Annotated in this window: 30 protein-coding genes; 20 read left to right on the forward strand and 10 right to left on the reverse strand. The window is 47.4% G+C overall.

Annotated features, from left to right (window positions below):
• The first annotated feature begins 9 nt into the window (after positions 1–9).
• The 5 genes from BFJ94_RS01645 (at position 10) to yqeK (ending at position 3304) form a co-directional block, all read left to right on the forward strand.
• Positions 10–516 (forward strand): DUF4362 domain-containing protein, encoded by a 507-nt coding sequence (locus tag BFJ94_RS01645; RefSeq protein ID WP_120460593.1) that lies wholly within the window; start codon positions 10–12, stop codon positions 514–516.
• A 122-nt stretch (positions 517–638) separates the two neighbouring features.
• Positions 639–1091 carry an NUDIX hydrolase gene (locus tag BFJ94_RS01650; RefSeq protein ID WP_120460594.1) on the forward strand — a complete coding sequence of 151 codons (453 nt, stop codon included), beginning with the start codon at positions 639–641 and terminating at the stop codon, positions 1089–1091.
• A gap of 262 nt (positions 1092–1353) precedes the next feature.
• The gene (locus BFJ94_RS01655; RefSeq protein WP_120460596.1) at positions 1354–1749 is read left to right on the forward strand and encodes a GNAT family N-acetyltransferase; all 396 of its coding nucleotides are present in this window, start codon (positions 1354–1356) and stop codon (positions 1747–1749) included.
• A 94-nt stretch (positions 1750–1843) separates the two neighbouring features.
• Complete coding sequence (locus tag BFJ94_RS01660) at positions 1844–2239, forward strand: RDD family protein (protein ID WP_120460599.1); 396 nt, start codon at positions 1844–1846, stop codon at positions 2237–2239.
• Positions 2240–2671: 432 nt separating this feature from the next.
• Positions 2672–3304: a bis(5'-nucleosyl)-tetraphosphatase (symmetrical) YqeK gene (gene yqeK / locus BFJ94_RS01670; protein WP_439116391.1), complete on the forward strand. Its 633-nt coding sequence runs from the start codon at positions 2672–2674 to the stop codon at positions 3302–3304.
• 22 nt (positions 3305–3326) lie between these two features.
• Here yqeK and BFJ94_RS01675 read toward each other — a convergent pair whose 3' ends face one another.
• A complete protein-coding gene (locus BFJ94_RS01675) occupies positions 3327–3626 on the reverse strand; it encodes a hypothetical protein (protein ID WP_120460606.1) in 300 nt (99 codons plus the stop codon).
• A 97-nt stretch (positions 3627–3723) separates the two neighbouring features.
• On the opposite strand from BFJ94_RS01675, the gene BFJ94_RS01680 reads away from it, so the two are divergent.
• From BFJ94_RS01680 to BFJ94_RS01700, 5 genes are all read left to right on the forward strand, one after another.
• Entirely contained in the window at positions 3724–3948 is a 225-nt protein-coding gene (locus BFJ94_RS01680) for a helix-turn-helix domain-containing protein (RefSeq protein WP_120460608.1), read from the forward strand.
• 290 nt (positions 3949–4238) lie between these two features.
• Positions 4239–4703, forward strand: a complete 465-nt coding sequence (locus BFJ94_RS01685) for a DinB family protein (RefSeq protein ID WP_162944119.1) — start codon at positions 4239–4241, stop codon at positions 4701–4703.
• A gap of 21 nt (positions 4704–4724) precedes the next feature.
• Positions 4725–5240, forward strand: a complete 516-nt coding sequence (locus tag BFJ94_RS01690; RefSeq protein ID WP_120460612.1) for a hypothetical protein — start codon at positions 4725–4727, stop codon at positions 5238–5240.
• 150 nt (positions 5241–5390) lie between these two features.
• A complete protein-coding gene (locus BFJ94_RS01695; RefSeq protein ID WP_120460613.1) occupies positions 5391–5795 on the forward strand; it encodes a DUF6508 domain-containing protein in 405 nt (134 codons plus the stop codon).
• The gene (locus BFJ94_RS01700; RefSeq protein WP_229716865.1) at positions 5785–6315 is read left to right on the forward strand and encodes a GNAT family N-acetyltransferase; all 531 of its coding nucleotides are present in this window, start codon (positions 5785–5787) and stop codon (positions 6313–6315) included. Before BFJ94_RS01695 ends, BFJ94_RS01700 begins: the two co-directional genes overlap by 11 nt.
• Before the next feature lie 217 nt (positions 6316–6532).
• Here the strand turns inward: BFJ94_RS01700 and BFJ94_RS01710 are convergent, their stop codons facing one another.
• Entirely contained in the window at positions 6533–7495 is a 963-nt protein-coding gene (locus tag BFJ94_RS01710; protein WP_120465044.1) for an SAM-dependent methyltransferase, read from the reverse strand.
• A 245-nt stretch (positions 7496–7740) separates the two neighbouring features.
• Here BFJ94_RS01710 and BFJ94_RS01715 point away from each other — a divergent pair, with 245 nt between their 5' ends.
• Positions 7741–9972, forward strand: a complete 2232-nt coding sequence (locus BFJ94_RS01715) for a M1 family metallopeptidase (RefSeq protein ID WP_120460617.1) — start codon at positions 7741–7743, stop codon at positions 9970–9972.
• A gap of 102 nt (positions 9973–10074) precedes the next feature.
• Here BFJ94_RS01715 and BFJ94_RS01720 read toward each other — a convergent pair whose 3' ends face one another.
• Entirely contained in the window at positions 10075–12102 is a 2028-nt protein-coding gene (locus tag BFJ94_RS01720; RefSeq protein ID WP_120460619.1) for an acyltransferase family protein, read from the reverse strand.
• Positions 12103–12475: 373 nt separating this feature from the next.
• On the opposite strand from BFJ94_RS01720, the gene BFJ94_RS01725 reads away from it, so the two are divergent.
• The 7 genes from BFJ94_RS01725 (at position 12476) to BFJ94_RS01755 (ending at position 17071) form a co-directional block, all read left to right on the forward strand.
• A complete protein-coding gene (locus tag BFJ94_RS01725) occupies positions 12476–12754 on the forward strand; it encodes a hypothetical protein (protein ID WP_120465045.1) in 279 nt (92 codons plus the stop codon).
• Positions 12755–12781: 27 nt separating this feature from the next.
• The gene (locus tag BFJ94_RS01730) at positions 12782–13003 is read left to right on the forward strand and encodes a DUF2933 domain-containing protein (protein WP_120460621.1); all 222 of its coding nucleotides are present in this window, start codon (positions 12782–12784) and stop codon (positions 13001–13003) included.
• A 99-nt stretch (positions 13004–13102) separates the two neighbouring features.
• The gene (locus BFJ94_RS01735) at positions 13103–13819 is read left to right on the forward strand and encodes a response regulator transcription factor (protein WP_120460623.1); all 717 of its coding nucleotides are present in this window, start codon (positions 13103–13105) and stop codon (positions 13817–13819) included.
• Positions 13806–15221: a sensor histidine kinase gene (locus BFJ94_RS01740; RefSeq protein ID WP_120465046.1), complete on the forward strand. Its 1416-nt coding sequence runs from the start codon at positions 13806–13808 to the stop codon at positions 15219–15221. The genes BFJ94_RS01735 and BFJ94_RS01740 overlap by 14 nt, the downstream gene beginning before the upstream one ends.
• The gene (locus BFJ94_RS01745; RefSeq protein WP_120460625.1) at positions 15218–15418 is read left to right on the forward strand and encodes a hypothetical protein; all 201 of its coding nucleotides are present in this window, start codon (positions 15218–15220) and stop codon (positions 15416–15418) included. Before BFJ94_RS01740 ends, BFJ94_RS01745 begins: the two co-directional genes overlap by 4 nt.
• 166 nt (positions 15419–15584) lie before the next feature.
• Positions 15585–16058, forward strand: coding sequence for a MarR family winged helix-turn-helix transcriptional regulator (locus BFJ94_RS01750; RefSeq protein ID WP_120460627.1), 474 nt, complete (start codon positions 15585–15587; stop codon positions 16056–16058).
• 158 nt (positions 16059–16216) lie between these two features.
• On the forward strand, positions 16217–17071 hold the full coding sequence (locus BFJ94_RS01755) for a pirin family protein (RefSeq protein WP_120460629.1): 855 nt from the start codon (positions 16217–16219) through the stop codon (positions 17069–17071).
• Positions 17072–17147: 76 nt separating this feature from the next.
• Here BFJ94_RS01755 and BFJ94_RS01760 read toward each other — a convergent pair whose 3' ends face one another.
• A complete protein-coding gene (locus tag BFJ94_RS01760) occupies positions 17148–17582 on the reverse strand; it encodes a hypothetical protein (protein WP_120460631.1) in 435 nt (144 codons plus the stop codon).
• A gap of 55 nt (positions 17583–17637) precedes the next feature.
• Between BFJ94_RS01760 and BFJ94_RS01765 the strand changes: the two genes are divergently transcribed.
• Together BFJ94_RS01765 and BFJ94_RS01770 are read left to right on the forward strand one after the other, a co-directional pair.
• Positions 17638–17925: a hypothetical protein gene (locus BFJ94_RS01765; protein ID WP_162944121.1), complete on the forward strand. Its 288-nt coding sequence runs from the start codon at positions 17638–17640 to the stop codon at positions 17923–17925.
• 111 nt (positions 17926–18036) lie between these two features.
• Entirely contained in the window at positions 18037–18726 is a 690-nt protein-coding gene (locus BFJ94_RS01770) for an HAD family hydrolase (protein WP_120460635.1), read from the forward strand.
• 129 nt (positions 18727–18855) lie between these two features.
• On the opposite strand, the gene BFJ94_RS01775 is transcribed toward BFJ94_RS01770, so the two are convergent.
• The 6 genes from BFJ94_RS01775 to BFJ94_RS01800 form a co-directional block, all read right to left on the reverse strand.
• Entirely contained in the window at positions 18856–19959 is a 1104-nt protein-coding gene (locus BFJ94_RS01775; protein ID WP_120465047.1) for a YheC/YheD family endospore coat-associated protein, read from the reverse strand.
• An 8-nt stretch (positions 19960–19967) separates the two neighbouring features.
• Complete coding sequence (locus BFJ94_RS01780) at positions 19968–20489, reverse strand: GNAT family N-acetyltransferase (protein ID WP_120460637.1); 522 nt, start codon at positions 20487–20489, stop codon at positions 19968–19970.
• 26 nt (positions 20490–20515) lie between these two features.
• Positions 20516–21628 carry a YheC/YheD family endospore coat-associated protein gene (locus BFJ94_RS01785; RefSeq protein ID WP_120460639.1) on the reverse strand — a complete coding sequence of 371 codons (1113 nt, stop codon included), beginning with the start codon at positions 21626–21628 and terminating at the stop codon, positions 20516–20518.
• Complete coding sequence (locus BFJ94_RS01790; RefSeq protein ID WP_120460641.1) at positions 21628–22998, reverse strand: YheC/YheD family endospore coat-associated protein; 1371 nt, start codon at positions 22996–22998, stop codon at positions 21628–21630. The genes BFJ94_RS01785 and BFJ94_RS01790 overlap by 1 nt, the downstream gene beginning before the upstream one ends.
• Positions 22999–23072: 74 nt before the next feature.
• A complete protein-coding gene (locus BFJ94_RS01795) occupies positions 23073–24182 on the reverse strand; it encodes a YheC/YheD family endospore coat-associated protein (RefSeq protein WP_120460643.1) in 1110 nt (369 codons plus the stop codon).
• A 13-nt stretch (positions 24183–24195) separates the two neighbouring features.
• The gene (locus BFJ94_RS01800) at positions 24196–25563 is read right to left on the reverse strand and encodes a YheC/YheD family endospore coat-associated protein (protein ID WP_120460645.1); all 1368 of its coding nucleotides are present in this window, start codon (positions 25561–25563) and stop codon (positions 24196–24198) included.
• Positions 25564–25634: the final 71 nt, after the last annotated feature.

The following is a 25634-nucleotide window of genomic DNA, read 5'->3' on the forward strand; positions in this document are numbered from 1 at the left end:
GGGGATGAGTTGAGGAAGTATTTTGTAATTATTGCTCTATCCGTAATGCTTGTTGCTTGCAATTCTGGACCCAATAACAATCATAAACCGACGGATTCATCACACTCCAAATTGTATTTCCTACAGGCCAAAAAACAGGGCTATGTCGTTGCAGGGCCCCCTGGTTTAGCGAATGTGGATAAACTTGAGAAATTCTATGAGGAGTATTTGAATCAGATAAGTAGCACTGTTGCACTTGCTCATTACACTGATGAAGGCGATCCAATATATGTCGATCTTGAATTTAATGGAGAAGAGATTCTATATACGTATGATAACTCTTGGGATGGGTTCGGAGGACAGAATAAAGGAGTACGGAAAACGACCTGTACACAAATGAATAAACGTACCGGGCCGCGAGGAGATCGTAATGGAACAGAATATTACTTAACCTCTTGTAAGGAAGACATTGGTTATAGCGATCCAGACCGTGAAGAGTATTTCCTGATGTTCATCGATGATAAGGAAAGAGAATAATCAAAAAGGTAGAGAACTACGACAGGTGGAGGCCGACATATTGTGATGAATATAAATACTTATGATGTGTTACATGTTTATGACACGATCGATTTATACTTAGCCAGGAGTAAGGTGACGATATGAAAGAATACATGAAAGAAATGAGAAAGCTAGTGGGAACTCGTCCCATCATCATGTGCGGCTCGAGTGTAATTATTAATAATCCAGCTAGGGAAGTTCTAATGATCCATAGAACGGATAATGACACTTGGTGCTTTCCGGGAGGGGCCGTGGAGTTAGGCGAGAAGGTTGAGGATACGGCGGCAAGGGAAGTGTTCGAAGAAACTGGATTAATTCTAGATAGCTTGAATTTGTTCGGTGTCTTTTCCGGAGAAGATCTGCACTATAAATACCCGAACGGAGATGAAGTGTATATCGTGGATATTGTATACCAGAGTGACTCCTATAAAGGTGAAGTAAAATTGAACGATGAAGGAAAGGACATCAGGTTCTTCAAAATAAATGAGCTGCCCGAGAGAATCAGTCCTCCCGTGCGGCCGGTCGTTGAGGCGTTAAGAAACAGAAGAAGCTAGAGAACAAGAAGAATTGAGGTGCTGGTTTGCAGAAACCTTTTGAAGAAATCTTGTCTTCAGAAGCCGAGATCAGAGATCTCCTGGGTTCCCCCAGTGAGATGGTCATGAAAAAAGTCATACATCACTTGGACGCTCATTGTCGAAATTAAAGGATCATGTGAATTCATCTGAATATACGGAAGAGGTTATACGGAAAGGGTTAGAGGAGAGCTACGAGAAGAGATTATATTGAATTAAGTCATTAACCGGAGGAGACATGATTATGATCACATATTCAGATGTCAAAGAACAAAATGCCCACGATGTAGCTGAAGTCTTTAGAAATTCTGGAATCAAGCGACCTTATGAAGATGTTGAGAGAATCCAAAGTATGATCGACCATTCAGATATTATGATTACCGCTTGGTCTGACGGTAAAATGGTTGGGGTTGCCAGAGCGATAACTGACTATTCGTTTTGCTGTTATTTATCTGATCTGGCGGTGGACCAAAGATATCAGAAACAGGGAATTGGAAAAGAACTGGTACAACTTGTACGGACAAAAATAGAGGATCAATGTTCATTAATACTAATTTCCGCCCCAACAGCAGTTGAATATTATCCTAGTTTAGGATTTGAACGATCGGATAAAGCATTTTTGATAAGAAGAGACCGGTGAGCAAATCAAAGTGTTGATATCCAGAAACATATCAAGTGCTCCTACATATTCATGAATTACTGAACGTATCCAACGTTAAGGAAGGGGAAGAGTGATGGAGGCAGGCTTTTTGATTAGACTTGGAGCCACGTTATTAGACGCAATTCTCATTGGAATTGCTATTGCCATTGTTTCTTATATTATTACGGGTGATCCGGATAGTGGGCTAGTAAGAGACATGTTGAGGCTTTTATACGGATTATTGGTTCCTATTCTTTGGGGAGGATATACGGTCGGAAAGCGTATCTGTGGCATTAAAATAAGAAAGGTCGATGATTACTCTCCCCCTGGACTTGGAACCATGCTGTTACGCAACATTGTTGCAGGAGTAGTTTATACCCTGACTCTTGGTATTGGTCTGATCATCAGTGCATTTATGGTGGGTATGCGGGAGGATCGGAGAGCGATCCATGATTTTATTGCGGGAACAGAAGTTGTATATGATAAATAAACCAGATTACACTAAACCATCATGAGCCCCGATTTTAAAAATTATGATGAAGGAGGATGCCCTTTTTGCTGAAACCAAAAAACAATGTAAGAGTCGGGTGGATATGGGTTACTGCTTGCTTAATGATAATAATACTTGGCAGTAATCACTTGTATGGCTACTCATTCATAGACAGCTTCTTGGATGGTATTGGGATTGGAAGCTGGACTAAAGAGGGGAAGCTAGGCTTGCACATATCAGCAGTCATTGCGCTCCCCCTGCTATTGTTTTGCTTCATTCAATCAGTACGCTATATGAAGAAAAGATATCCCAACATCGCTATAACTTTGTTTATTGGTATCTTCGTGCTAAGTAGCATATATCCAAAAATAACAGAACATGTTGTCAGATTCAGTGAATTTTTAATCGGGTAGAATAAGTGGCAAAGAGGGGATGATGATGCAGCACTCCATTTTTAGGCTATTGACGGATCATATACTTTTTACGGGAGATTTACAGCAAGATATCCAATCGTTTTTAACTGCAAATCAGTGTGAAGACATTGCAAAGCACTGTATGGAGGTTGGGAATGAAGCAAAAAGAATTGCATTGATGTTCGGGGCTGATCCTGGTTCAGCAGAAATTGCAGGCTGGTTGCATGATATCAGTGCTGTGTATCCAAACCATGAAAGAATAGAAGTAGCGAAACAATTACAGATTGAAATATATCCCGAAGAGGAGATATTTCCAATGATTATCCATCAGCGACTATCAAAGGTTATGGCTAGTGAAATCTTTAAAATTGATGATCAGGAAATATTAGATGCAATAGGATGCCATACGACGCTGAGATCAGATGCAACATTATTGGATCAAGTATTGTTCGTCGCGGATAAAATTTCATGGGACCAGAATGGAACTCCTCCTTACTTAGAGAAGCTTAATTGTAATCTGGAAGTATCACTAACTCATGGAGCATTTGCTTATGTCCATTTTTTGTGGACACAGAGAGAGAACTTGAAAGTAATTCATCCTTGGTTAAGAGAGGCATATGAAGACTTAAAGGGTAAAGTTCAGTTAGTGTAGAACTAATCTACAACCACTATAATTAAGGAAGATCTCCAGACTGTTTACAAGACAATAGTTTAAGGAGTTGAGCTCCATCCTTTAAGCCTTGTTTATAGATAAAATCCTGAGAAATCGAATGAAGATAATTCACAAGGTCTTCATATTGGAATAACAAATCATGGGCATCTTCCGGTAAGGTTGTTTTTAAGATGTTGAAATAATCCGTACATTTATGGGACAATGTTTTAAATTGATCATGGTGTGATTTTAGGTATGTGCTAATATGATTTGATCGTTCATCAGTAAGTTGTTGAAGTGTATTTTCTAGAGTATTCATCATATTCACCTCTTTAATTTAACTCTATAAGGTTATTATATAACCCTATAGGGTCAAAGTAAAGATTTTTTTAGAATGCAACAATAGAGGAGAGAATAGCATGGTAAAGTGTCATTTGAGAAGGCTTATGGCAGATCACAAAATTGATGATATTACGCAGCTTATGAAGTTATCTGGTCTAAGTCGCAATGCAATTAATAAATTATATAGAGAAGAAAATATAGAAACAATCAAAATGGAAACTCTCTTTAAATTATGCGACACTTTCAATTGCAGTTTATCGGATCTTGTTGAATACATACCGAAATCAGAGGCTAACAAGTGAGGGAGGCTCCCAAGGAATTATTGCTAGTGATTGAGATAACTAAGAATTTTGAGATTATTCAAGGGAGCATTTTGGATCATAGCAGTATGAAGAACGTTTATGCTCCTGCAAGCAGCGTAGACTCACTAAAAAAATAGGTCATCCCCAACCCAGTCGAGATAAAAGCTGTCTAAGGCTGGGTTGTTTTCATAGAATGGGAAGGAGAATATTTCAAAATCGATCACAAAATATAGGAACGTACATTCCCTTTTATGTGGTATAATTTCCCCATGGATTATAGGAGGGAAAATATGAAGCAATCGTTGATTTCTGAATTAGAGGGATTTATCGGCTTTGTCAAAACTTTGGACGCCTTATCAGATGAAATTTGGGATGCGCCACTAAGCAAAGGTAAATGGAGTATTCATGACATGATTACGCACATTATGAGATGGGACGAGTATTTCAATAATTTTACATTTCCGATGCTAACCGAGACTGAGCTTTCTGAACTTCGAGAACACCCGGATTATTTAGCATTCAATGAACAGTCTATTAGATATGGAAAGGGAAGAACCAAGAATGAAATTATCGAGGAAGCCATTAGGAATCGCCAGCTGATGGTATCTAATCTGAGCAAGCTCGAGGACAGTAAGTTTTCCGTGGTCTATCCAGGAGATCGGGGATTCACGATTGAATCCTACTTGACGGAGTTTTTCGTGTCGCATGACAAGCACCATATGGAACAAATCCAAGCTTATCTTATGAAAAAATGATATAGAATCAAGGGAGTAGGGATGAAGAAAATAATTATTGTTTTAGCGAGTGTTTTTCTACTTTCGAATGCGATTTGGGGATTTATGTATTTTAAAGAAGCCAAGGAACCCTTAAACACAAATGTGCAAATTTATAGCTTGAGTGGTGAGGGGGAGAATTGGGATGTGATCAATTACAAAATTATTGTCTCGTCGACTAGCATTCTACGTGGACATGGAAGCTTGGTATATAAAGGGGAGCCCCAGAATATCGAGAATAGCTCTTATTATATGTTCGAAGCTCAAGAAAAAAACAAGGACAATATCTACCAAACGGTCTATGTAAAAGAGGTAATATCCAATAACGGTTCAGTATCCATTCTGAACAATATTAATGATATAGGTTCTATGACAAGTGTGTATTCCTATGATGAATTGGAGAAGGATAGACAGAATTATGCAAGCTCTACCTTAACCATTACCTGGAATGATAATGAAGGCAAGCTTCACTCGGAAACAGTTGATCTTGATATTGATAATGAGATATTTCTAAAATAATGCCGGGATGATCCCTGAAATCAAATGGGCTGGGAAGCAATTAACATAACGGAGTGATTAAAGCTCGAACATATCAACAATAAATGCGTCAGTACGTCTGAGGTTGCAACAAGGAAATTAATTTAAGCCCCCCTTAAATAGGAGGAGACCATGCCAAATCATAGAGTTGTCACGATTGAAGAAATTAATAAGCTAGTTGGTTATCTTGAATATTTTCAGGATCCGAACCGTGTTTTGTTCACTGAGGTCAATGGATATATCCTTGAAAGTGAAGAAGTAAGCAAATTTCGCCGAGATCTGGATGATACAGGATTTCTAGTAGTTTTTGACTGGACTAGCTGGATTAATGACAATGAGGTATTCAGGGATATAGATAACAATATTCAAGAGCATATCAGGAATGCAGATCTGGATACCCTTAGACAATTAATGACTAGTTATATACGCGGAGACAGGTTTAATGAGGGGTTATTTATTCATGTGATTCAAAAGGGACATATATCAAATATATTATTAAGACTTCAGGAATTAGGGAGATATAACGATGAACTCTAAACCAATGACAATTAATGATTATCTGAACAGCGTAGACAAGTATGAGAAGGAGGCATCGATAAGAGATTTTAATGTGAGACCGCTTACACGTAGCAACTGGGAAGAAGCCGTTAAAATAACTCTGGAGGATCAACAGCGACAGTTTGTCCCTTCGGTAATGGAGGGAATCGCCTATGCCTATCTTAAGCCATGGGATGAAGCGCTCGATCCCTATGTATTAGAGCTGGAAGGAGAAATCATCGGATTTTTCTATTTAAGCTATACTCCAGACAGTACAGATAATTATTGGATTGGCGGCTTTCAAATTGATAAGTTCTATCAAGGTAGGGGCTACGGGAAGCAAGCCGTGGGAGCCATGATCGACTTCATCATTGAGCGGCATCCCAAGTGTGAAGTTATTTCATTAACCGTTGAACCGGAAAATATTAAAGCTCAGAATCTGTATAGGAGTATGCTGTTCACGAGTGAGAACGAGACTAATCAGAATAACGAGATCATATACAGACTGCAGGTGAAATGAGGGGCGCCAGAGCGACCGATTTAGTGCTTATATGCAATTATATTCGTCCTTTACGGCCTGTATTGAGAAAATAGCTGCTTTTATACAATTATTCGGATGGTTTTCCGGTAAACGGGGGCTTAGATCAAGGAATAGTTGTATTTTTGCAGCTATTTTCAAATTTCGGGCTATTTTCCTGGGAATAGGTGTATTTCTGCAACTATCGGTCACCAGCCAACTATCGGCCATCCCCCTTCCTCCTAAAAATATATACGGCATGATCCTCGGATGGAGGCAGGATAAGTGACGAGAGTCGCTCGTTATATTCCATCGTGAACTCCTCATTGTCCGCATTTTGATAGGCTTCGAAATCCCCGGTAACTGCCGGGTTCTTCGTTCCAATGACGATGTATAGCTGAACGGAGCTTGTCTTGAAGACATGTTTCTCATATGTATTTTTGGCGACGGGCCAAGAGCAGATTACGACCTCGGGCGAGTATTTTCGCAGGGCTGTTTTGGCGTCCGCTTTTTCTACGAAATCCGGATAAGAGATATAATGCTGCCAGCTATAATCGTCAGTAGCTATACAGTTGCCATCAACCCGGCTCTCATTCAGAAATTTGCTTAATGTACCGTCTCCGGCGGCAATTTCAAGGCACTTCCTTCCGCCAATCAGGCTCGACAGCTCCTGAATCAACGGCTTGGAGTAGAAGCAATAGATCCCTTTCTGATTCACGAGCGGCATTAGCCTGTTCTTATGTCTCACCAACCTCCACCACAGCTTGAAAGCTCTTAAGGATACCGGCTTCCGCTGCAAATCCTGCTGGAATAGCAGCCTCTGCAGGATGGCTCCATCCCAGAGGTTAAGCTTCAACGGCTTGGCCGTATTTTCTGCAGCAGCGGCAATCGCAACTTGTTCCAGTAGATAAATGGCAAATCGCGATTTTATAATCACCGGCAAAAAGGTTTCTATCGTTTTTTCATTCATACCACTCTTATGTATTTTGGTGCTGGCCAGCTTGGCATTGGACGTATACTTTGCGATAATCGCATCGACTAGTTTGCCTTCTTGATTGCTCTTCAGTAAAGCGAGTTCTTTCAGCACTTCATCCTTGTACTCTGGATACCTCTGCAATAGAGATTCTACGTGAATTTCATTCGCAAGAATTTGCTGTGCCTCCCGCTTGGAGAAATAAGCCATGAACATCCCCAACCTATCATGTAATTTAGATAGTATTATATCCCCTAAATAGTTCCAGTAAAGTGATGAAGATTACATTTCGTAGAGGGTTTGCGCAGGCAACAACATGAATTTAACAGGAAAATTAAACAAAACTTAAACTACGCCCTCTTGTAAATTAACCTTTTTACTCTAGAATCAGAAGGGTAGATTGAGGGATGTTCCCATGAATGTCCAATGAATCAGCATGATAGGGGAGACATAAAATGTACAAGCAATCCAATTTCAGCAGGTATAACAAGCATAGACTATGGAAGCAACTGGTGGCCGGGGGGCTCGTCTTCACGATGACGATGGCACCTGTTCTGTATGATGGGGCGGCGGTAGCGTCGGCAGCCTCAGGAACTGGGCAGCTGAACCAGCAGCAGAATAATTCGGCCGCAGCCACAAATCAAGTCAGCCATAGTCCGCTGAAATATGAAATCAAGGCCAGCCTTGATGAGAAAAAGATGATACTCCAAGGGCAAGAGACCGTTATATATAAAAACCGTTCGAATGATCCATTGAAGGAAATCGTATTCCATACGTATGCAGATGCGAATCGTTCTGAAGATACACAGCCGGAAATGTTCAAAAAGACGAACGAACAAATCAAACAAGAGAGTCCGGAGCGGACAGCGCAGGATTTCTTGGGAGGTATTGATGTTAAGGAAGTGCATATTTCCGGGAAATCCGCTTCATTTAACAATCAGAGCCAGGCTCTGACGGTTAAGCTGGACCAAGCACTGGAACCGGGCCAATCGATCACCCTGCAGCTCCAATTTGAGGTGAAGCTTCCTTATGGCTCACAGCGCCTGTCCTATTATAAGGACATTATAAACGGAGCGCATTGGTTCCCGGTGCTGTCTGTCTATGATGCTAACCAACACGTCTGGGATACGAAGCCGTACAGCACGACCTTTGAATCGGACTACTATGAGTCCTCAGATTATCAGGTGACATTGAACGTTCCGGACAATTATACGGTGTCCATGCCAGGTAAATTGACCGAACAGCCGGCGGAATCAGGGCGCAAGACGGTGACAACGACAGCCGATAATACCCGTGAATTCGTCTTCTTTGCCAGTCCGAACCTGAAGTTGGAGAGCGTTACCCGGGATGGTTTAACAGTAGAGTTTTATTATTTTGACGATAGATCAGGCAAGAAGCAGCAAATCGATCAATATATCGATCAGGCCTTTAAAGCGATTGAATTCTTCAGTGAAAAATATGGAAAATACCCGTACCCTGAATTTAGAATTGTGGAGTCCTATGTCAAGGGAGTGGCTGTGGAGTTCTCCCGGGTCATTCAGCTGGGATTACTGGAGGAGAATCGAAGCGCTGGGAGCGACAGCACCTTCATTCATGAGATCGCCCATCAATGGTTCCATGCGCTGATCGGCAATGATTCGGAGACGGAGTCCTTCTTGGATGAAGCCTTTGCTGATTTCTCCATGACGTATTTCTTCGAGCATTCCGAGGATAAATCGAATGGCTTCAAGGCGGTACAGCTGGATGAAGGCAGCATGGATATTGCGATTGATTCTCCTAACGATACCGTTAAGGACTTATGGGATGCCGTCTATTACAAGAAAGGGCGCCAAGTGATCTATGAACTCTATCGCATGCTTGGAGAAGAGAAGTTCGATCAGGCGATGCAGGCCTATTTTCAGGAATTCGTATATAAAAATGCTACCATCGACGGGTTATTGCAGGTGGTCGGAGAGCAGGCAGGGGACGAGGCCAGAGCTTCGCTTGCGAAGAATCTGCGTGAACCGGGCTATACCCTTAAGCCGGAATACGGAATGAGCGACGAAGAGAAGGACGCTTATATGAGAGAGCAGTTCAAGAATATCTATCATGGAATATTCCAGGATAATACGGTAGCTCCCTCCGAGACGATGAGCCGGCTCATCGACAAGGCGCTTCAGGGCGAGCCGCTCGCGATTGTGTTAAGTGATCAGGGCTCCAAGGAAGCGATGAAGCAGCAGGAAGAGCTGGCTACACAGCTGACAGTATACCTGCAAATGCTGGGCGCTGAGCCGACTATACTCAAGGATCGTAAGGACGTAAAGAGCAAGCTGGAGACCGAATTGGCCAAGAGTAATGTAATCGTGCTCGGACGGGCCGCTAACAATCCGTTCGTACAAGCGTTGAAACCAGGGATCATTAAGCAAGCTTCAGCGATTAATTTCCCATGGCAGAAGATGATGGGTATCAAGGATCAATCCGGTGCTTATGTTATCAAGCATCCTTATAATCAGCAGCGTCTGGTGCTCCATTACTATTGGACGGAAGATCAGCTGAACATCAAATCCGCAGATGCATTTAACGGACACATTATGCAGTCTTTATCTTTCAGCAGCAGCTTCTATCAATATTATGTACTGGATGGTAACGGTAAACTGAGCCAAGAGAAGATGGTGAAAAATCCAATCTCCGAAGCATTTGGGGAGTAAATCAGTTTATAGTAGAGGCGCTATACAAAAGCCATAGGCAAAGAGGCAGCCAAGAACATTTCTGTTCTAGCTGCCTCTTTGCTTTGTTCAATGGCCAGGCTCCTATTTGCTCATAGAACTTAACGTACCAGCAATGAGCTGAGCATAAGCCTCGGAACCGGCCTTGGTCAGATGCACACCGTCCTTGGCGAAATATTCATCATGGTTCTCGCTGGCACTGTACCAGTCGATCAATGTGCTGCCAGGCAGCTTTCTAGCGAGCTCGGCCAGCAGCTTATTGACCTGTCCCTCCCACTTGCGAGGGACGCGGGTATTGATTAGAACGATATGATCGACATTCTCTAGCGAGCCCAGACATTTCTCCAACTGTTTCTTGTTGAATGCCCCGTTCGTGCCCAAGCCGACCATGACGGTGCTGCCCAGCTTGTGCCGTCGCTGCAGCTGCGACAATAGCTTGGAGCCCGCGGACATCTGCCGTCCTATTTCGGCATCGACCTTGATGCCGGGCAGCAATTCCTCCAGATAAGGCTTACCATCCAGCATGACGGAGTCTCCAAGAGCTGTAACCTGACTCCAGTCGGACTTGGATGCTCTGACCGTCTTGGTAGTAGGAGCCTTCTGATCGGTCTTGGACTCGGCTGCAGGAGCCTCTTGTTTAGTAGATGTAGACTTATTTCCGGATTCCGCCCCGGCCTTCGCTGTCTCCGTTTTCTTCGCCGGCTTCGAGCTGTCTGCGCCCGCCGCTTCATCTTCCTGCTCCGCCGACTGTCCATCCGAAGCAGAAGAGGACTCAGAGGTGCTAGTCTGCTGCTTGGCAGCAGGAGAAATCGGTAGCTTCTCTTCCTCATGATTCTCAGACTGAGCCAAGGCGGGCTCGGAGACCACTTCCTCTGCTATGGAGGCGGTAGCTGGTACATGCAGCAGCATCCCAGATACGAACAGAATTACAATCGTTGCAGAGAAAGTGCTAATAGCCCAACCTTTTACAGATAGCTGTCGCAGGGACCGAGGATATTTCAGCAGCCGCTTGAGAGCAGAAGCAAGCTGTCCGCGGCGAATCGGTTCCTCGACATATTTATACGACAAGGCTGCAAGAATAACACTAGCAACGACCTGCATCACGGCCAGCTTCCAATTGTAGGCGCCTGTGTTCACCGCTGGCTTGGTCAGTACGATAATCGGATAATGCCATAGATAAATGCCATAGGAGCGCATGCCGATCCAGCGCAAGGGTCTGAGGCTGAACAGCTTGCTGATCCAAGTGAACGGATGAACGAGCGCGATAATGACCATCGCCGTGGCTACAGCCGCCAGTGCGAACCCGCCGCGATAGAGGAAGTCATCGAACTCGCTGATCTGCAGCAGTAAGGTGACTATGATAGCTAGGCCAAGCCAGCCGATCCATTCAATGGCTTGCCGGGTGCGCAGCGTAGGATTCGTGATCACTCCAGTGCTCGGCATAATAAGAGCCAGTGTCGCTCCAATGAGCAAGGCAAAGACACGTGTATCGGTGCCATAATATACTCGGCTCGGATCGCTGCCCGATTGATATAACAGAGCCATGGCCAGCATCGAAGCTAAAGCCAGTAACAGAGTGATCGTGACCATCTGAATCCGTTTGGGTGTGAAGCGCAAGCCCAGAGACAATAATAATGGCCATAGTATGTAGAATTGTCCTTCCACTGACAAGGACCAGAGATGAATCAAAGGTGTCGGTGTACTATACTGCTCGAAGTAGGAGACTTGATGGAAGATAAGCCGCCAGTTATTCGCGTAGACCATCGCGGAACCCACATCGCCGCGCAGGGATTGCAGCAGGCTGCGGTCGAACAGCGTCGTCCAAGCGACGAGAACCATTAACATACAGATGAGAGCGGGAAACAGTCTTCGGAAGCGCCGCAGCCAGAAGCCGGATAAGTCAAGCTTATGCCTGAGCTTGCGTCGTCCGATGAGTAGATTCGTGACCAGATACCCCGATAGGACGAAGAAAATATCGACGCCGAGGAATCCCCCCGAGATCCGGGTAATATCCAAATGATATGCGATTACTGCGATGATAGCCAGGGCGCGTAGTCCGTCCAGCCCGGCGATATAGCGGCCTTTTCCAGCTTCTAGCGGCTTAGACATCATTCAGATCCCCCAAACCGCTTCGCCATAATATGCTCAATCATTAACAGATGCTGCTTGGGATCCTGCTTATATAATAATAACCTTAATATTTGCTGTGAATTTGTACATCTTACTCTGTTTTGCCTCACTTACGACTCATCCTCTCAAGTAGCTGTCACAGTTGCTGTATTGTCATTATAAAACCTTGTGGAACGTGTTTAATTACAATCAGATTACGATTGGAATTCAAAATTTTAACACAATTGCGTGCATTTTTTTACAGGAAAGTTCAGGATAAACTGTGGCGATAATTTGACAGCCGCTACTTGTAGCTCGATCCACACAAATTCCACATAAATGCGCATTACAATTTGAAGTGGAGGTGGAGATGACGATGAAGTCAAAAATAGTGATAGGTTTAGGTGTTGTTGTATTAACACTCGGGATTGGAACGGCGGCGTATGCGGCAGGAGGCGGTCAGAGCTGGGGGTCAACCTTCCGTGACCTGCTTCCTCATATGAGACAGGTCCATCCCGATCTATCCGATCGGCAGTTAGAGCAAATGTATCAGAATTGCCACGGCAACTCGGGACAGAATAACTCAGGCTGGGACGGGCAAGGCATGATGCGCTCGGATAATGGGATGCAGTCCGGCGGAATGATGGGATTCTAATCAAAGGTAGAAGAGAGGTTCTGCAACATGGAATGGTCCTGGTTAATCTTATTGATCTGTCCATTAATGATGATCTTCATGATGTTCGGTATGAAGGGCTCACATGGACATGGCGATGGGCACGGGCATGATTATGGTCACGCTGTGAATGCAATGGATCAGGGAGTACAGCAGCAGTTACGAGAGCTGAGAGCGCAGAATGAACAATTGCGGAGAGAGGTTGACCATCTGTCCCGGAGTGCCAGATAAGAGAGTATTCATCCGATTCGAAGCTCGAAGCCATCCGAACACAGATGAATAGCGCTATACTATAATAGGAATAGCTAGGCGTAAGGGATGGTGAGGCTGATGTCCAAATTACAAGTATTAGTCGTTGACGATGAATGGAATATGCGTAATTTATTGCGGATTTATTTGACGAAGGAGGGCTTTGAGGTCAAGGAGGCATCCAGTGGCCACGAAGCTCTCTCCATGATAGAGAAGCATACTATTGATCTCGTGGTGCTAGATGTGATGATGCCGGATATGGACGGCTGGCAGGTCTGCAAAGAGATTCGCAAGCAGGATAATGTTGCGATATTGATGCTTACAGCCCGCTCCGAGACGAAGGATAAAGTGTATGGCCTGGGGATCGGCGCGGATGACTATTTAACGAAGCCATTTGAGCCGGAGGAGCTGATCGCCAGAGTCTTCTCGTTAATTCGCCGCTCGGTCATTACCCAATCTTCCGCACAACAAGAGCAGGTAATGGATTTTCCTGATTTTCGAATTTTGCCGGATGCTCGTGAGGTCTATATCCATAATCAGTTAGTGGAGTTCACTCCGAAGGAGTTCGATTTGATTATCGCCCTGGCCGGGAATCAGCATCGGGCATACAGCCGCGAGGATCTGGTCAATCTGATCTGGGGCTATGATTATGACGGAGATTACCGCTCGGTCGATACCCATGTGAAGAATATCCGCGAGAAGCTGCAGAAGGCAGGACTATCCTATAGTCCTATTCAGACTGTATGGGGAGTAGGCTATAAATTCAATGCAGCCGGAGCAGTCCATGATAAGAAATAAATTAGGCATGAAGTTAGGGCTAGTCATTATCGCCGTCTTTATCATTGTGCTGAGTACCTTGGGGTTTACGATCGATCGCATGTTTACAAACTTCTATAATACTGAGATGAGCATTGAGGTGGATGAATTAGCGACGCATTTTGCCATGATGGCGGAGTCCCCGGATGCGCCGACAGAACAAATGCTGCTCAAGTTTGCTGATTTCTCGAATGTCAGTATTTTCTATGTGAATGAACAAGGGCAGGTGCAGGCTTATTCCGGCGCGGATGAACTGGCCGGGGCCTCTTTTATAGAACAGACGGATGTATCGGCGATCTTCTCTGGCCAGACCGTGCGGCTGAAATATGAAGCTGCGAGTGGCAATCGGTATATCATTACTGCCAAGCCGATTATCGATCAGCGGACGGAGGACAATCAGATCCAATCAGCGCTCTATGTGCTGTCCTCGTCGAAGCATATGGATGATTCTATCGTAGCGATGCGCAAACTGCTCGTCTTATCGGGAGTCGGCGCCTTTCTGCTTGCGCTGGGAATTACCTGGATCATTGCCCACTTGCTATCGAAGCCGCTCGTCCAAATGCAGCAGGCGACTCGCAAGATTGCCGTCGGCGAATTAGAGACCAGACTGGAAATACCGCGCAATGATGAGATTGGCTCTCTGGCCGCGGCGATTAACAATTTAGCGGAGGAACTGCAGCAGTATAGGGACACAAGACAGGAATTCTTCGCTAATATTTCTCATGAGCTACGCACACCGATTACCTATCTGGAAGGATACTCCAAGGTCATTAAGGAGGGGCTGTACAGCACGGAGGAGGAGCGGGATCAATACCTGGATGTACTCCATCAGGAGGCCAAGCGGCTTCAGCATCTGGTGGACGATCTATTCGAGCTGTCGAAGATGGAGGAGGGCAAGGTCAGTCTTTCACTGGAATGGGTTGATCTGGCCGAGGTGATTGATAATGCGGTCCAGAAGGTCGATTTAAAGGCGCGGGATAAGGGCCTAACCCTGACTGCTTCCTTGAATCGGGGCTCAGCCTGGATATATGGAGATGGGCTGCGGATCGAACAGGTGATCATCAATTTGCTGGAGAACAGTGTCCGTTATACAGAGCAAGGTGGCATTAGCATTACTTTGGATCAGACAGATCGCTTTGTCTATGTGATCGTGCAGGACACCGGCATAGGTATTGCTGAAGAGGAGCTGCCCTATGTTTTTGATCGATTCTATAGAGTAGAGAAATCCCGTTCCAGGCAGTATGGAGGCACCGGGCTAGGACTTTCCATCGCCAAGAAGCTGGTGGAGCTGCAGGGCGGGGAAATATTCGTTCGCAGCAAGCTTGGGGAAGGAACGAGCTTCGAGATCAGGTTTCAGCGTGAGGAAGAGGGGGGAATGGCATGAGGCGGGCGGAATGGTTGATAGCAGCTGTGATGATTGCCATGGGCCTGGCCTGTATGATAATCTCAGCCAATGTGTCCCGTGACATGTCTATTCTCCAGATCTTTAGATCCATGGGAAAATATTGCTTAATGATGATGGCGGCAGCCGGGATCGTCGGCATTATTTACTCATTCATCCATCGTTCTGGCAGACGATAAGCCTTGGCAGCGCTGGAATGATACTAGATGGGGCTGAGTGAGGGGTGACCGTAAAAGGTGGGAGCAGGTAGATATCAGGCCTTGCTTCTTTATCGGTTTACTAGTAAACTGATGGGGAGCATACTTCTAATCATGAATGAGCAATCGTATACAGGTGGTGACGAAGATGAATAAGCGCGGATTTACAGATGACAACAAGACAGGCTTGCTGATCTGGCTGCGGCTGGCTCGATTCTATCAGCGAAGCAATCAGCTCTCTAACGAGCTGCTGCAGCATTTCGGAATCACTGCCGCCCAGTTCGATATGCTCGCCCAAGTGATGATCTATCAGCCGGTGCCTCAGCTGGAGCTGGCGGAGCATCTTACGATCAGCCGCGGGGGCGTCTCGCATATGCTGGCCCGGTTGGAGAAGGAGCAGCTTATTGTCCGGGAGCAGCAATGGAAGGTGAAATATATCTCACTGACTGCCAAAGGGAGAGCCCTGATGGACCAAGTGCTGCCCGTTCAATCGGATTTTCAGGCCTCGATGTTTGAAGTGTTGGATGAGGCAGAGCGCAAGACCTTTCTGGACCTGATGACCCGGATTCACAGACATAGCCTGCGTAAGAAGGTCGATGCCCCGGTGTTGGAGGAACAATAGTGTCACGCTGGAAGCAGTTAAATCCGCGGACGGAGGCGCAAAGCATCAATATAGTTGCCTAATAGCACTTATGAGCGAGTCGGCTGTGAGTTCGCTGGCTAACTGGCACGTACGATTATCAGTTTACCAGTAAACTAAATAAGGGGAGGTTACTTTTAATGGCGACGAATTCTGTATTCCAACGTGAAATTGCTGAAGTCAGAACTGTGGAACTGGATACGGTAAGTCCGATTCATTCGGCAGGACCCGTGCTTGAGATGGGAAAGTGGGAGAAGAATGACCCCTTCCTGATTATGATGGAGGATAAGTTCCAGCGGGGAGCCTTCGATGTCCATCCACACCGTGGATTGGAGACCGTTACCTTCGTCATCGACGGCTCGATTGAGCATTATGATAGTCAGAGCGGAGACGGAGGTGTGCTCGGGCCGGGTGATGTGCAGTGGATGACAGCCGGGAGCGGCGTAATGCATAATGAACAGCCCTCTGAAGGAGTAACCGCTCATTCGCTGCAGCTATGGGTCAATCTGCCCCGTGATAAGAAGATGACTGCGCCGCGCTATCAGAACCTGAAGGGCGAAGAGATGCCGGTACGTCAGGAGGAAGGGGCATCGATCCGGGTCTTCTCCGGCTCTTCGCAAGGCGTCGTATCGAAGACACTGAATCATGTTCCAGTCACTATGGTCGAGGTGAATATGGAACCTGGAGCGACCGTGAGTCAGGACTTACCGGGAAGCTACAACGGCTTTATCTATATCATCAAAGGCTCAGGCGTATTTGGCAGCAATAAGAAGGAGGCTCATCAAGGCCAGATGATGTGGCTGGAGCGGGGCAACGATGGCGAGCTGAGCGAGATCGAGATCACCGCGACGGAGCCGCTGCGCTTCGTCTTGTATGCAGGAGAGCCGGTGCGTGAGCAAATCGTCGTCCACGGCCCGTTCGTGATGAATAGTGATCGAGAGATCGTCGAAGCCTTCCGCGATCTGCGGGAGGGCACATTTCTGAAGCACGAGTGACTTATTATACAATATCAGATTGGAAAAAGAGAGCCTCTCCCGTATCCCAGGAGGGCTCTTCTCAGTTATGCAACATTCACTGGCCATCCCCGGTTTTGGTCACCTTAAGCCAGCCTTCGGCATACGGCTCGATATTGACAGTATCGCCGGGAGCGAGACAAGCATAATTATTCATATTATGCACGTTGACGACGGTGATTTTCTGAGTATCTGACAATGCAATCTCATTGTGACAGCGGCTGATGCCTTGCTCGTCAGCTTCACAATTGGCATCCGACAGTACCGTTCCCGCAGCCGCCTTCACTCTCAGACTGCCTTCCAGCAAGTAAGTGACATATTCATTGTTCTTCCCGTTTTGCTGCCAGTCCAGATCCGGCTCATTGCTCAGAACCACGGGCGTTGCCGCGACTGGAGGAACCTCCTTGGTGATATCCAGCATCCAGATCGTAGCTCCCATGCCCAGCAGGACTAAGATGATCAGTACGCCAGCGATTAAGCTTTTCTTGTTCATTTCGACCTTCTCTCCATTTCATAGAATTAATAGACCTCTGCATCGATCTCCGTTCATGAACTTTAAGCAGGTCATATCCTCGCTCTTTTCGCACTTCAATATATTGGGGTTCCCAAGTCAGCTGAACCGTTCGGAATATCTCATTGTCGACTTTAATCGTGGCGTAGTATCCTCCGGATATCTGGTCAGCCCCCTCGGGGCTCCCATTCATCCAGCGGATTCCGATGAGGATCAGGGCAACGGTCAGGACGCCGGCGATCAGCAGAAGGTCGCCTTGCTTGAAGCTTCGTTTGAACATTGGAAGTCATCCCCAGGTAGCAGTCAATTTCTCACGATATTTTAATATGAAAATATGTGTTTTCTGTGTGGAAAATGTGAGTTCCGTGGTTTGCAATCAGATGTTCATTCACATATGATGGGGCTATGAATGATTAGATAGAGAGGAATGTGCCAAATGGAGAGAACACAGAACAAGCTGACGAAGCCTGAGGCCATGATCTTCGACATGGATGGGACCCTATTTATGACGGAGACGCTGCTGCTGCCGGCCTATCACCGGACCTTCGAGCGTCTACGGGAAGAGAAGCTGTATATGGGAGAGACTCCGCCAGAGCAAGCGGTGCTTAGCTGCCTGGGCATGCTGCTAGACGACATATGGCGGAAGATCATCCCCGATGCCAGCGAGGCGGCCCGTCAGCGGGCCAATGAATTGCTGCTCGAGCTGCAGCTGGAGGATCTGAAGCAGCATCATTCGAAGCTGTATCCGGGTGTGTTGGAAACATTAACCGAGCTGAACAGACGAGGGGTAAGGCTGTTTGTGGCCAGTAATGGACTGGAGCATTATGTCAAGGGTGTGGCCAGAGCACATCAGATCTTTCCGCTATTTGAAGCGGTTTATAGCGCTGGCGAGTATGAGACCGCCTCTAAGGTCGATCTGGTGAAGCTGCTGCTGGATCAGCATAAGATACATAACGCATGGATGGTCGGGGACCGCTCATCTGACGTTGAGGCTGGCAAGAAGAATGGTCAGACTGTCGTGGGTTGCGCCTACGCCGGATTTGGCAATGGACAAGAACTGGACGGAGCGGATGTATTGATTGCGGATTTCAAGGAACTGCTGAAGCTATATGATGAAGCTGAATAAAGGACTAGGCAAGAGGGTGAAATGATTCTGAAAGAAGCGGTAGTGTTCGCCTTTGTGATCGGAAGAACATTTCACCCGGCTGCCTCACTCCGGGAAAGATCTATTTCCCCGAAAGAAAGTCGCTCCTCGTTAAGAAGGGGCGACTTTATGTTTATACATCCATAATGCGTATTCCAGCGGTCTGATGATGGAGCGATGATAGGCCTCCGGATCTCCGGATTGGATGAATACCTCACGTGCGGGCTTGGGATTGACCTCGAGAATGAATATTTTGCCGTTCCGATCAATGGCCAAATCCAGCGCCAGCTCGCAAAGCGCATCATACGTATCTTCAAGATACGTGGCGGTATCGATGCTTAGCTTCTCCGCAGTCCGGCGAATTTCAAGTCGCTTCTCTTCATTGGACGAAATCTGCTTAAGCAGTGTATTCATCGGCACCGCCTGCCCTCCGCCATGCAGGTTGGAGGTGATGCTGCGCGGGGGGCCGACCCGTCCGGCGCAGCCGGTTACCTCCCACACTCCCTGGCCATTCTTCTGCACGAGCATGCGGTAATCATGAACCCGGCCGCTAGGCAATTCGATTTGGATTCCTCGCTGCGCGACGAAGCGCTTACCGCCCCGCCAGCCGACCAGAAAAGGAACGAGCCGCGATTTATGAACCTTCTGAGCCGGGATGATCTTGCGATTCAGTCTTCGCCCCTGAATATAGAAGTGATCCTTGCCGACCCTCTCGATCTTCAGAATTCCCCTGCCGCCGGTGCCGTTGATCGGTTTGACATAGACGGTCGGATAACTTTTTAACAGGGAATAGATGTTTCCGGCGTTATGGAATAGCGTTGTCTCAGGCAGATAAGGCCGGAAGCGGGATTTGCGCAGCAAGGTTTGATAGACCGTCCATTTATCGCGAAGCGGGCGATTCAGGAAATTCAGATTTTTATAGCGGGCGCGGAATGCTTTCAACTGCTCGAAGCGGATGCTGCGCTGAATTCGGCAGCGGTCAAAGATCATATGCGGGAAGCTCCTCCATTTGCGAGACCATTTCCGCTGTTTGGGATCATAGATCATCGCATGAACCAGTTTTCGCTTATGATCGATATCCATGGGAGTAAATACGAACACATCAAGTCCGAGCTTCTGTCCTTCGACAATCATTCTCTGATAGATGTGCCGTTCCTCCAGCTGTCGCTTATTGTTCAAATATAATGTCAAAATTCCAAGTACGGGTTGTGGCACTTGCATATTCACCTTCTTTGAGCGAGGTTGGCGGCGGCAGAATGCTGCTTGCCGGCGGTTGAAGCTAAGCCCTGCCAGGAGTCTTGCAGCAGCAGTCCGAGCTTGCCGTCACGGAATTTAATCAGGCGTCTACCACATAGCCCGGCCCGAAACCCCATCCGCAGGCTATGGAGGTCTCCCAGTGCAATCCTGCAGGTTAGCGAACCATGGGCAGCGAGCTGATGCCTGAGCAATGTCGTACCCAGACCGAGACCGCGGTATAGCGGGTGGACCACTATGATGCACATGCCCTGGCCATAGCCTGTTACACCGGAGCAAGCGGCGATCCTTGGCCCATCCTCGGTCTGAACGGTGACCAGTTCAAATGAAGTGCCCGCCTTGCTTAAATCCCGATGATTCAGCTTCAGCAGCTTTTGATATATATTACTGTAGGCACGCTTGCCGCCATATTTGCGAATGAAAGCCATAAGATCGCTTTGTACTCTTTTCCAGTCCAGGTCATTGTCCGGCTTCAGAGTGATCCAGTTCATCTAGGGTCCTCCCTCCCTGCGGTCCATTATTTCTCCTGATGTGCTAAATAATTGCTGAATTGAAACACACGTTCCAGCGATTTCTTGCGGATATGCGGTTCATCGAATTTCATCGGCTTGGCATTAGCCTCGAAGAACCATATTTTCCCTTCTGTATCGATGCCAAGATCCATGGACATCTCTCCCAGCGTATGCCCACAGCCTCTTTCCACCTGCTTGGCAATGAGCAGAGCGCTCGATTTAAGCCGATTGATGAGGAAGGAGGTCATGTCGGAGCCGAAGGCGGGAACGAGCATTTTCTCCGGGTCCTCCACGCTGCCTCCTTGCGGGACGTGAGTCGTGATCCGATGCGGACCAGCCAGGCGGGCGCCGACTCCGGTAACGCTCCAGACGCCCTTGCTGGTCTTCTGCACCAGCAGCCTTAGATCAAAATGGCGATCCATATAGGAGGTAAGGTGGATGCCCTGCTGCATGATATAGGGCACCCGTCTAATCTCGGCTCTGATCCTTCGCCACATTCCCGTCATTTTGTCGGTCGAATAGATTACATTTCTTTTCTTGGTACCCTGGATGATTAACTGATAAGGCTTCGGGTTGTCTTGATTGTATTTCAGCAGCATGATGCCTTTACCTGCCTTGCCGCTCTCCGGCTTCAGGTACAGGGTGCCGTATTGCCTGAGCATCGTGTGTAGAGTACGCGGGGCGCGCATTCTCTTTGTATCAGGCACAAGATTTCGGGTGGAACGGCTCTTCTTCAACCAATCGAATAATCGCCATTTGTTGAAGAAGTAGGGATTGAATAATTGGATCGAAGGATGCTTGACACATTCATCAATTTTACGCCTTACCTTCGGTTTACTTTCGTCCTCGCGTAGCGGAATCCGGTTATAAATGACATGGGGCAGAGGGAACCACAGCTTCCTCCAAGCCTTTTCTTCCGGGCTGTAAGAGTAGCCCTGCACCTTTTTGGCTGACAAATTTAGGTCTTTTGCTGTGATGATGTATACGGGAAAGTCAAGCTCCCTGCCAGTCTTGACAAGATCTCGGAAGTTGGCACGGTTCCCTCGGAATTGTCTAGCTTTGTCATGTACCGTTAGTATTGCTACGACAGGCTTCTGGTCAGCTAAAAGATGACTCATTAGCCTTCCCTCCTCCGAAATTTGCTCAGATACAAGCAATGTTCCAAAATATGCTCAATCGAGGCTCTGCCTTCTGCGCGAAGTGAGGGATGCTTGAAGATCGATCGGCCTGGCTTGGCGTTCGCTTCGAACATCCAGACGCGTTCATCCTTATCGATCCCAATATCGAATCCGATCTCTCCGAGTAGATGCTGATGATGCGATTCAAGTGCTTCGGCGAGATTGATGGCGACGGCCTTGGCATTTCTGAGGACATCATCTGCTCTTGCGCCGAAGGCTCTGCCGAGCGCCTGCTCCGGGGTTAATAGCGAACCGCCGTTCTTCAGATGAGTCGTTACACTGCCTTTGCCAGCTTTTTTGGCTCCGATGCCGACGACGACCCACTGGTTACGCCCATTCTTATGCATATGGAATCTGAAATCGATCGGGCATCCGTCGATTTCAATCAGGCGGATTCCTTGCTGGGCGACATATCCGCGTAATGTGCGTCCATGTCTGCCCTGGAGTGTGCGCATCAGGCTCCCGAAGGAATTGAAACGCAGGAGGGCGTTACGCCCGCCCTTGCGGTATCTGGCATAATATCCGTTCTTCGATACATGTGACAGACGGTAGATACCGTTGCCAAGACTGCCGCTGCTCGGTTTATAGTAGATGAGCGAGTGGCGTTCGAGCAGATCTTTGATTTGCTCGGATGTCGGGCTGTTGATCGATTCCGGTACGAATCGATTGACCGACGAATCCTTCTCCAATAAACGGTAGATATCAGATTTATTGAAGAAGCTCCAATTGAAGAAGGGGATTCTGCGCCGGATGAACCTCTCACGCAGTTGGTTGATGGAATGCGTCGTCTCTGCGCGGCGGCTTGGCAACCGGTTGTATACGACATCGGGCAGCGGGACTCTCTTGCGAGAGAACCGTCCGTTCTCGCCGAGGAAGAAGCCGTTGATGGTCTCACTATCCCAATTGATATCTCTCGGTGTAAAGGCGAAAATGTACGACTGCTTGCTTCCGATCGTGAGCAATTGCTTGATGAATCCGGTTCTGTTCCCGAAGGGATGGGTTGAGGAAGAGGTTGGGCCGTCGGATAGCACGCCGATAAGCGGACCGATTTGAACCTCGCCTTCCTGGGCGCGAAAATACACTCCGCCTGCCTTCGGTATTTTAATGCCCTTGCGGACCCCGGAGGCCAGATATAGATGCTTTCCTGCTTTGTTGATCGGCTTGACGGTGGCGGGAACACGTTCTCCGCCTAATCTGAGATGTACCGACTTTTTCCCCGACAGCTTCAGGTTTTTCATTAAGGAGCCGGACACGTAGACGACCCGTTGAGGCTGCTGCGTGAAATGGACGTTGCCAAAAGTCAAACTCATGAATTTTTTCCTCCTAAAAATACGTGGTTCAAAAAGTCAGATATTGGGGTCTAACGGTTTTTTCCGAGCCACATTCAGGATTTGCTATGCAATAAATAGCGAGCGTACCCCATTGGATTTTGAATTGATTTTCTGGCGCTTCGTAAGTCGCCGATTTTTACAAATGAAGTGCGCCCTGGTTTAGAGTTGACCTCCAAGATCCACACTTTTCCATTCCTATCGACGCCGAAATCTATGCCCAGTTCTGCCAGACGGCCGCAATGAGCTTCCAGAGCTTCCGGGATTTTGGCAGCTAGCTCTTGAATTAATGTGGCGATCTTCCTTCCAGTGTGGCTTCCATACTCGCTTATCAAGTAGGGAATCGCCTTATGGGCTGTTCCTCCGCCATGCAGGTTGGAGGTAACGGACTCTTTACGACCGACTCGTGCGGCCATGCCCGTGTTCTCCCAGCGTCCGGTCTCGTTCTTCTGCATCAATACTCTGATGTCGAATGGCTCGCCCTCTGTATTGCTAAGCTCCAGATAGGGCTGAATGAGAAAAGGGCGGCGGCCAATGAATTTATCGATCCATTCCAGGCCCAGCTTCAAGCTGGGGGAACGGCGGTTTATCAGATTGTTGTTACCGGCTCGCCCGGTGATTTGAATTTCATCTCCCGCTCCAAGCATCTTTACATGCAAGGTACGCCTGCCTTGCGTACCCATTTGCGGCTTCAGGAACGCTTCCTTGCGATGAGAATTCAACCACTCGGATAACCCGGCGGGATCTTGATATTTAACAGTTTCTGGTAAATAGGGAATGAAATGTGGATACCTGCTTAATGTCCGATAGACTGACCATTTTCCCGACAGACTTCGGGTTAAATAAATGAAGGGATGGCTCTTCTTCAGTAAGGACAGTGTCTGCTGCTTCTGATTTAATTGCCTGCGGTCACGGGAGAAATACCTGTCATATATGATATCCGGCGGTAAGAACCATTTTCTCCCCCAGCGTCCATCTTCATAGAAGTAACCTGCTACGAGTCCGCTTTCCAGATTGACGGATACCGGGCTGAACACATATACCTCCAGACCTTGCTGTTCTCCCGTAATGCACAGATTCCGGCAAAAGGCCGGCTCGGCGAAGGGGACAGTTCCTTCACTTTTGGCAACCAGAATGCCCACTGCACCTTTTGAAAGCTTAGCCAAACTACTCCCCTCCTTAGAATCCGGACAAATAACGGGCATACTCAATCACTTGCTTCACGGAGGGACGGATTTTGCTTCCGCCCATCGGTGTGTTATCATTCTTGGATGGTTTGGAATTGACCTCGAGCAGCCAGATTCGTCCATGGTGATCGACGGCCAGATCGATACCCAGCTCACCGAAATGGGCTGAAATTTGCGCATCCACACCTCTGGCAATATCGAGCGCTGCCTTGCGCAGCTGGGCGCTAACCCGTGATTTGACCCCGATGGGCAGCGAGCTTCGGGAGACGGCTTCCTTGACAGTGCTGAGCGATCCGCCACGGGCCAGATTAGAGACGAAATGCTGGCTGCCAGCTGTTCGCGCCACGATCGAGGTGATATTCCATGCCCCGCTGCGGTTCTTCTGCACGAGGGCGCGGAAATCCACCGGGCGCCGATCACTCTCGATCAGAACAAGCCCCTGCTGAATCTGGTAGCGCGTCGTCTTCATTTTGGGTGATAATGCGGAATATAGCTTGGTGAGCGAAGAATAGACCTGTCTTTTCGTTCCCCCGACTAATGCGGTCATCGATTGATACCCTCCGCCTTCAAGCCGGGAGATACGTATGATCCCTTTACCCAGGCTTCCTTTGATCGGCTTCAGGAATACGATTGGATGCTTGCCGCACATCATCTTCAGTGTCGGATACCCGCGGAACAGATGAGATTCAGGCAGGTAGCGCGATACGGATACATCCCGCCCCAGCGCGTCGAATACTTCGGTTTTATCGAGAAATTTTTCGTTGAAGAAATGGCTTCCATATCGGGATTTTACTTCTTTCATGAAATGCTGTACGCTAGGTTTATTCTCTAATTTGCGGGTGGTCAATCGATTGTAGAATACGTCTGCAGCCGGCACTGTAATCTGCTTCCATGAATCACCGAAGACCCAGGCTTGCAAAGATTTCGATGTAGTTCCAATATGATTCGGTGTGAAGAAATAAACATACACTCCCTGACGCTGGCAGGCTTTCACGAGTTCTCTGCAGAACATCGTAATGGGACCGAAGGGTCTATCCGAAGCTCCTGCGTAATCTCTGCTGATTAATACTCCGACCAGTGGACCAAACTGTAGAGTGGTGGAGTGTGGACGATAGCTGAGCCGTAACGAGGAACGTGGCAGAACCCCCATTTTGCCGGCCAGTTCTTGGCTGATTCTTACGCCATCGAATCTGGCCAAGGGGATGACTTTGACGGTGTGCCGGAATGAGCCGAATGCGAGCTGTATAGGGTAATGGATCGGGATTCTCCATTGCCGGATCAGCTGTTCGCCCAGGACAAGATAATCATTATCCAGCAGATTCGGACTCATAATCTGAACCTTTATTTTTTTGGAGGGCATGAAGCGTAAGTCTCCTTCCAAGCTTAAGCTTGATATCCTGGATGCTAATAAGGGTATCTGCGTAAGTGCAT

Origin of the sequence: Paenibacillus aceti (assembly GCF_003614185.1) — a bacterium.
GTDB classification, from domain to species: Bacteria; Bacillota; Bacilli; order Paenibacillales; family Paenibacillaceae; genus Fontibacillus; species Fontibacillus aceti.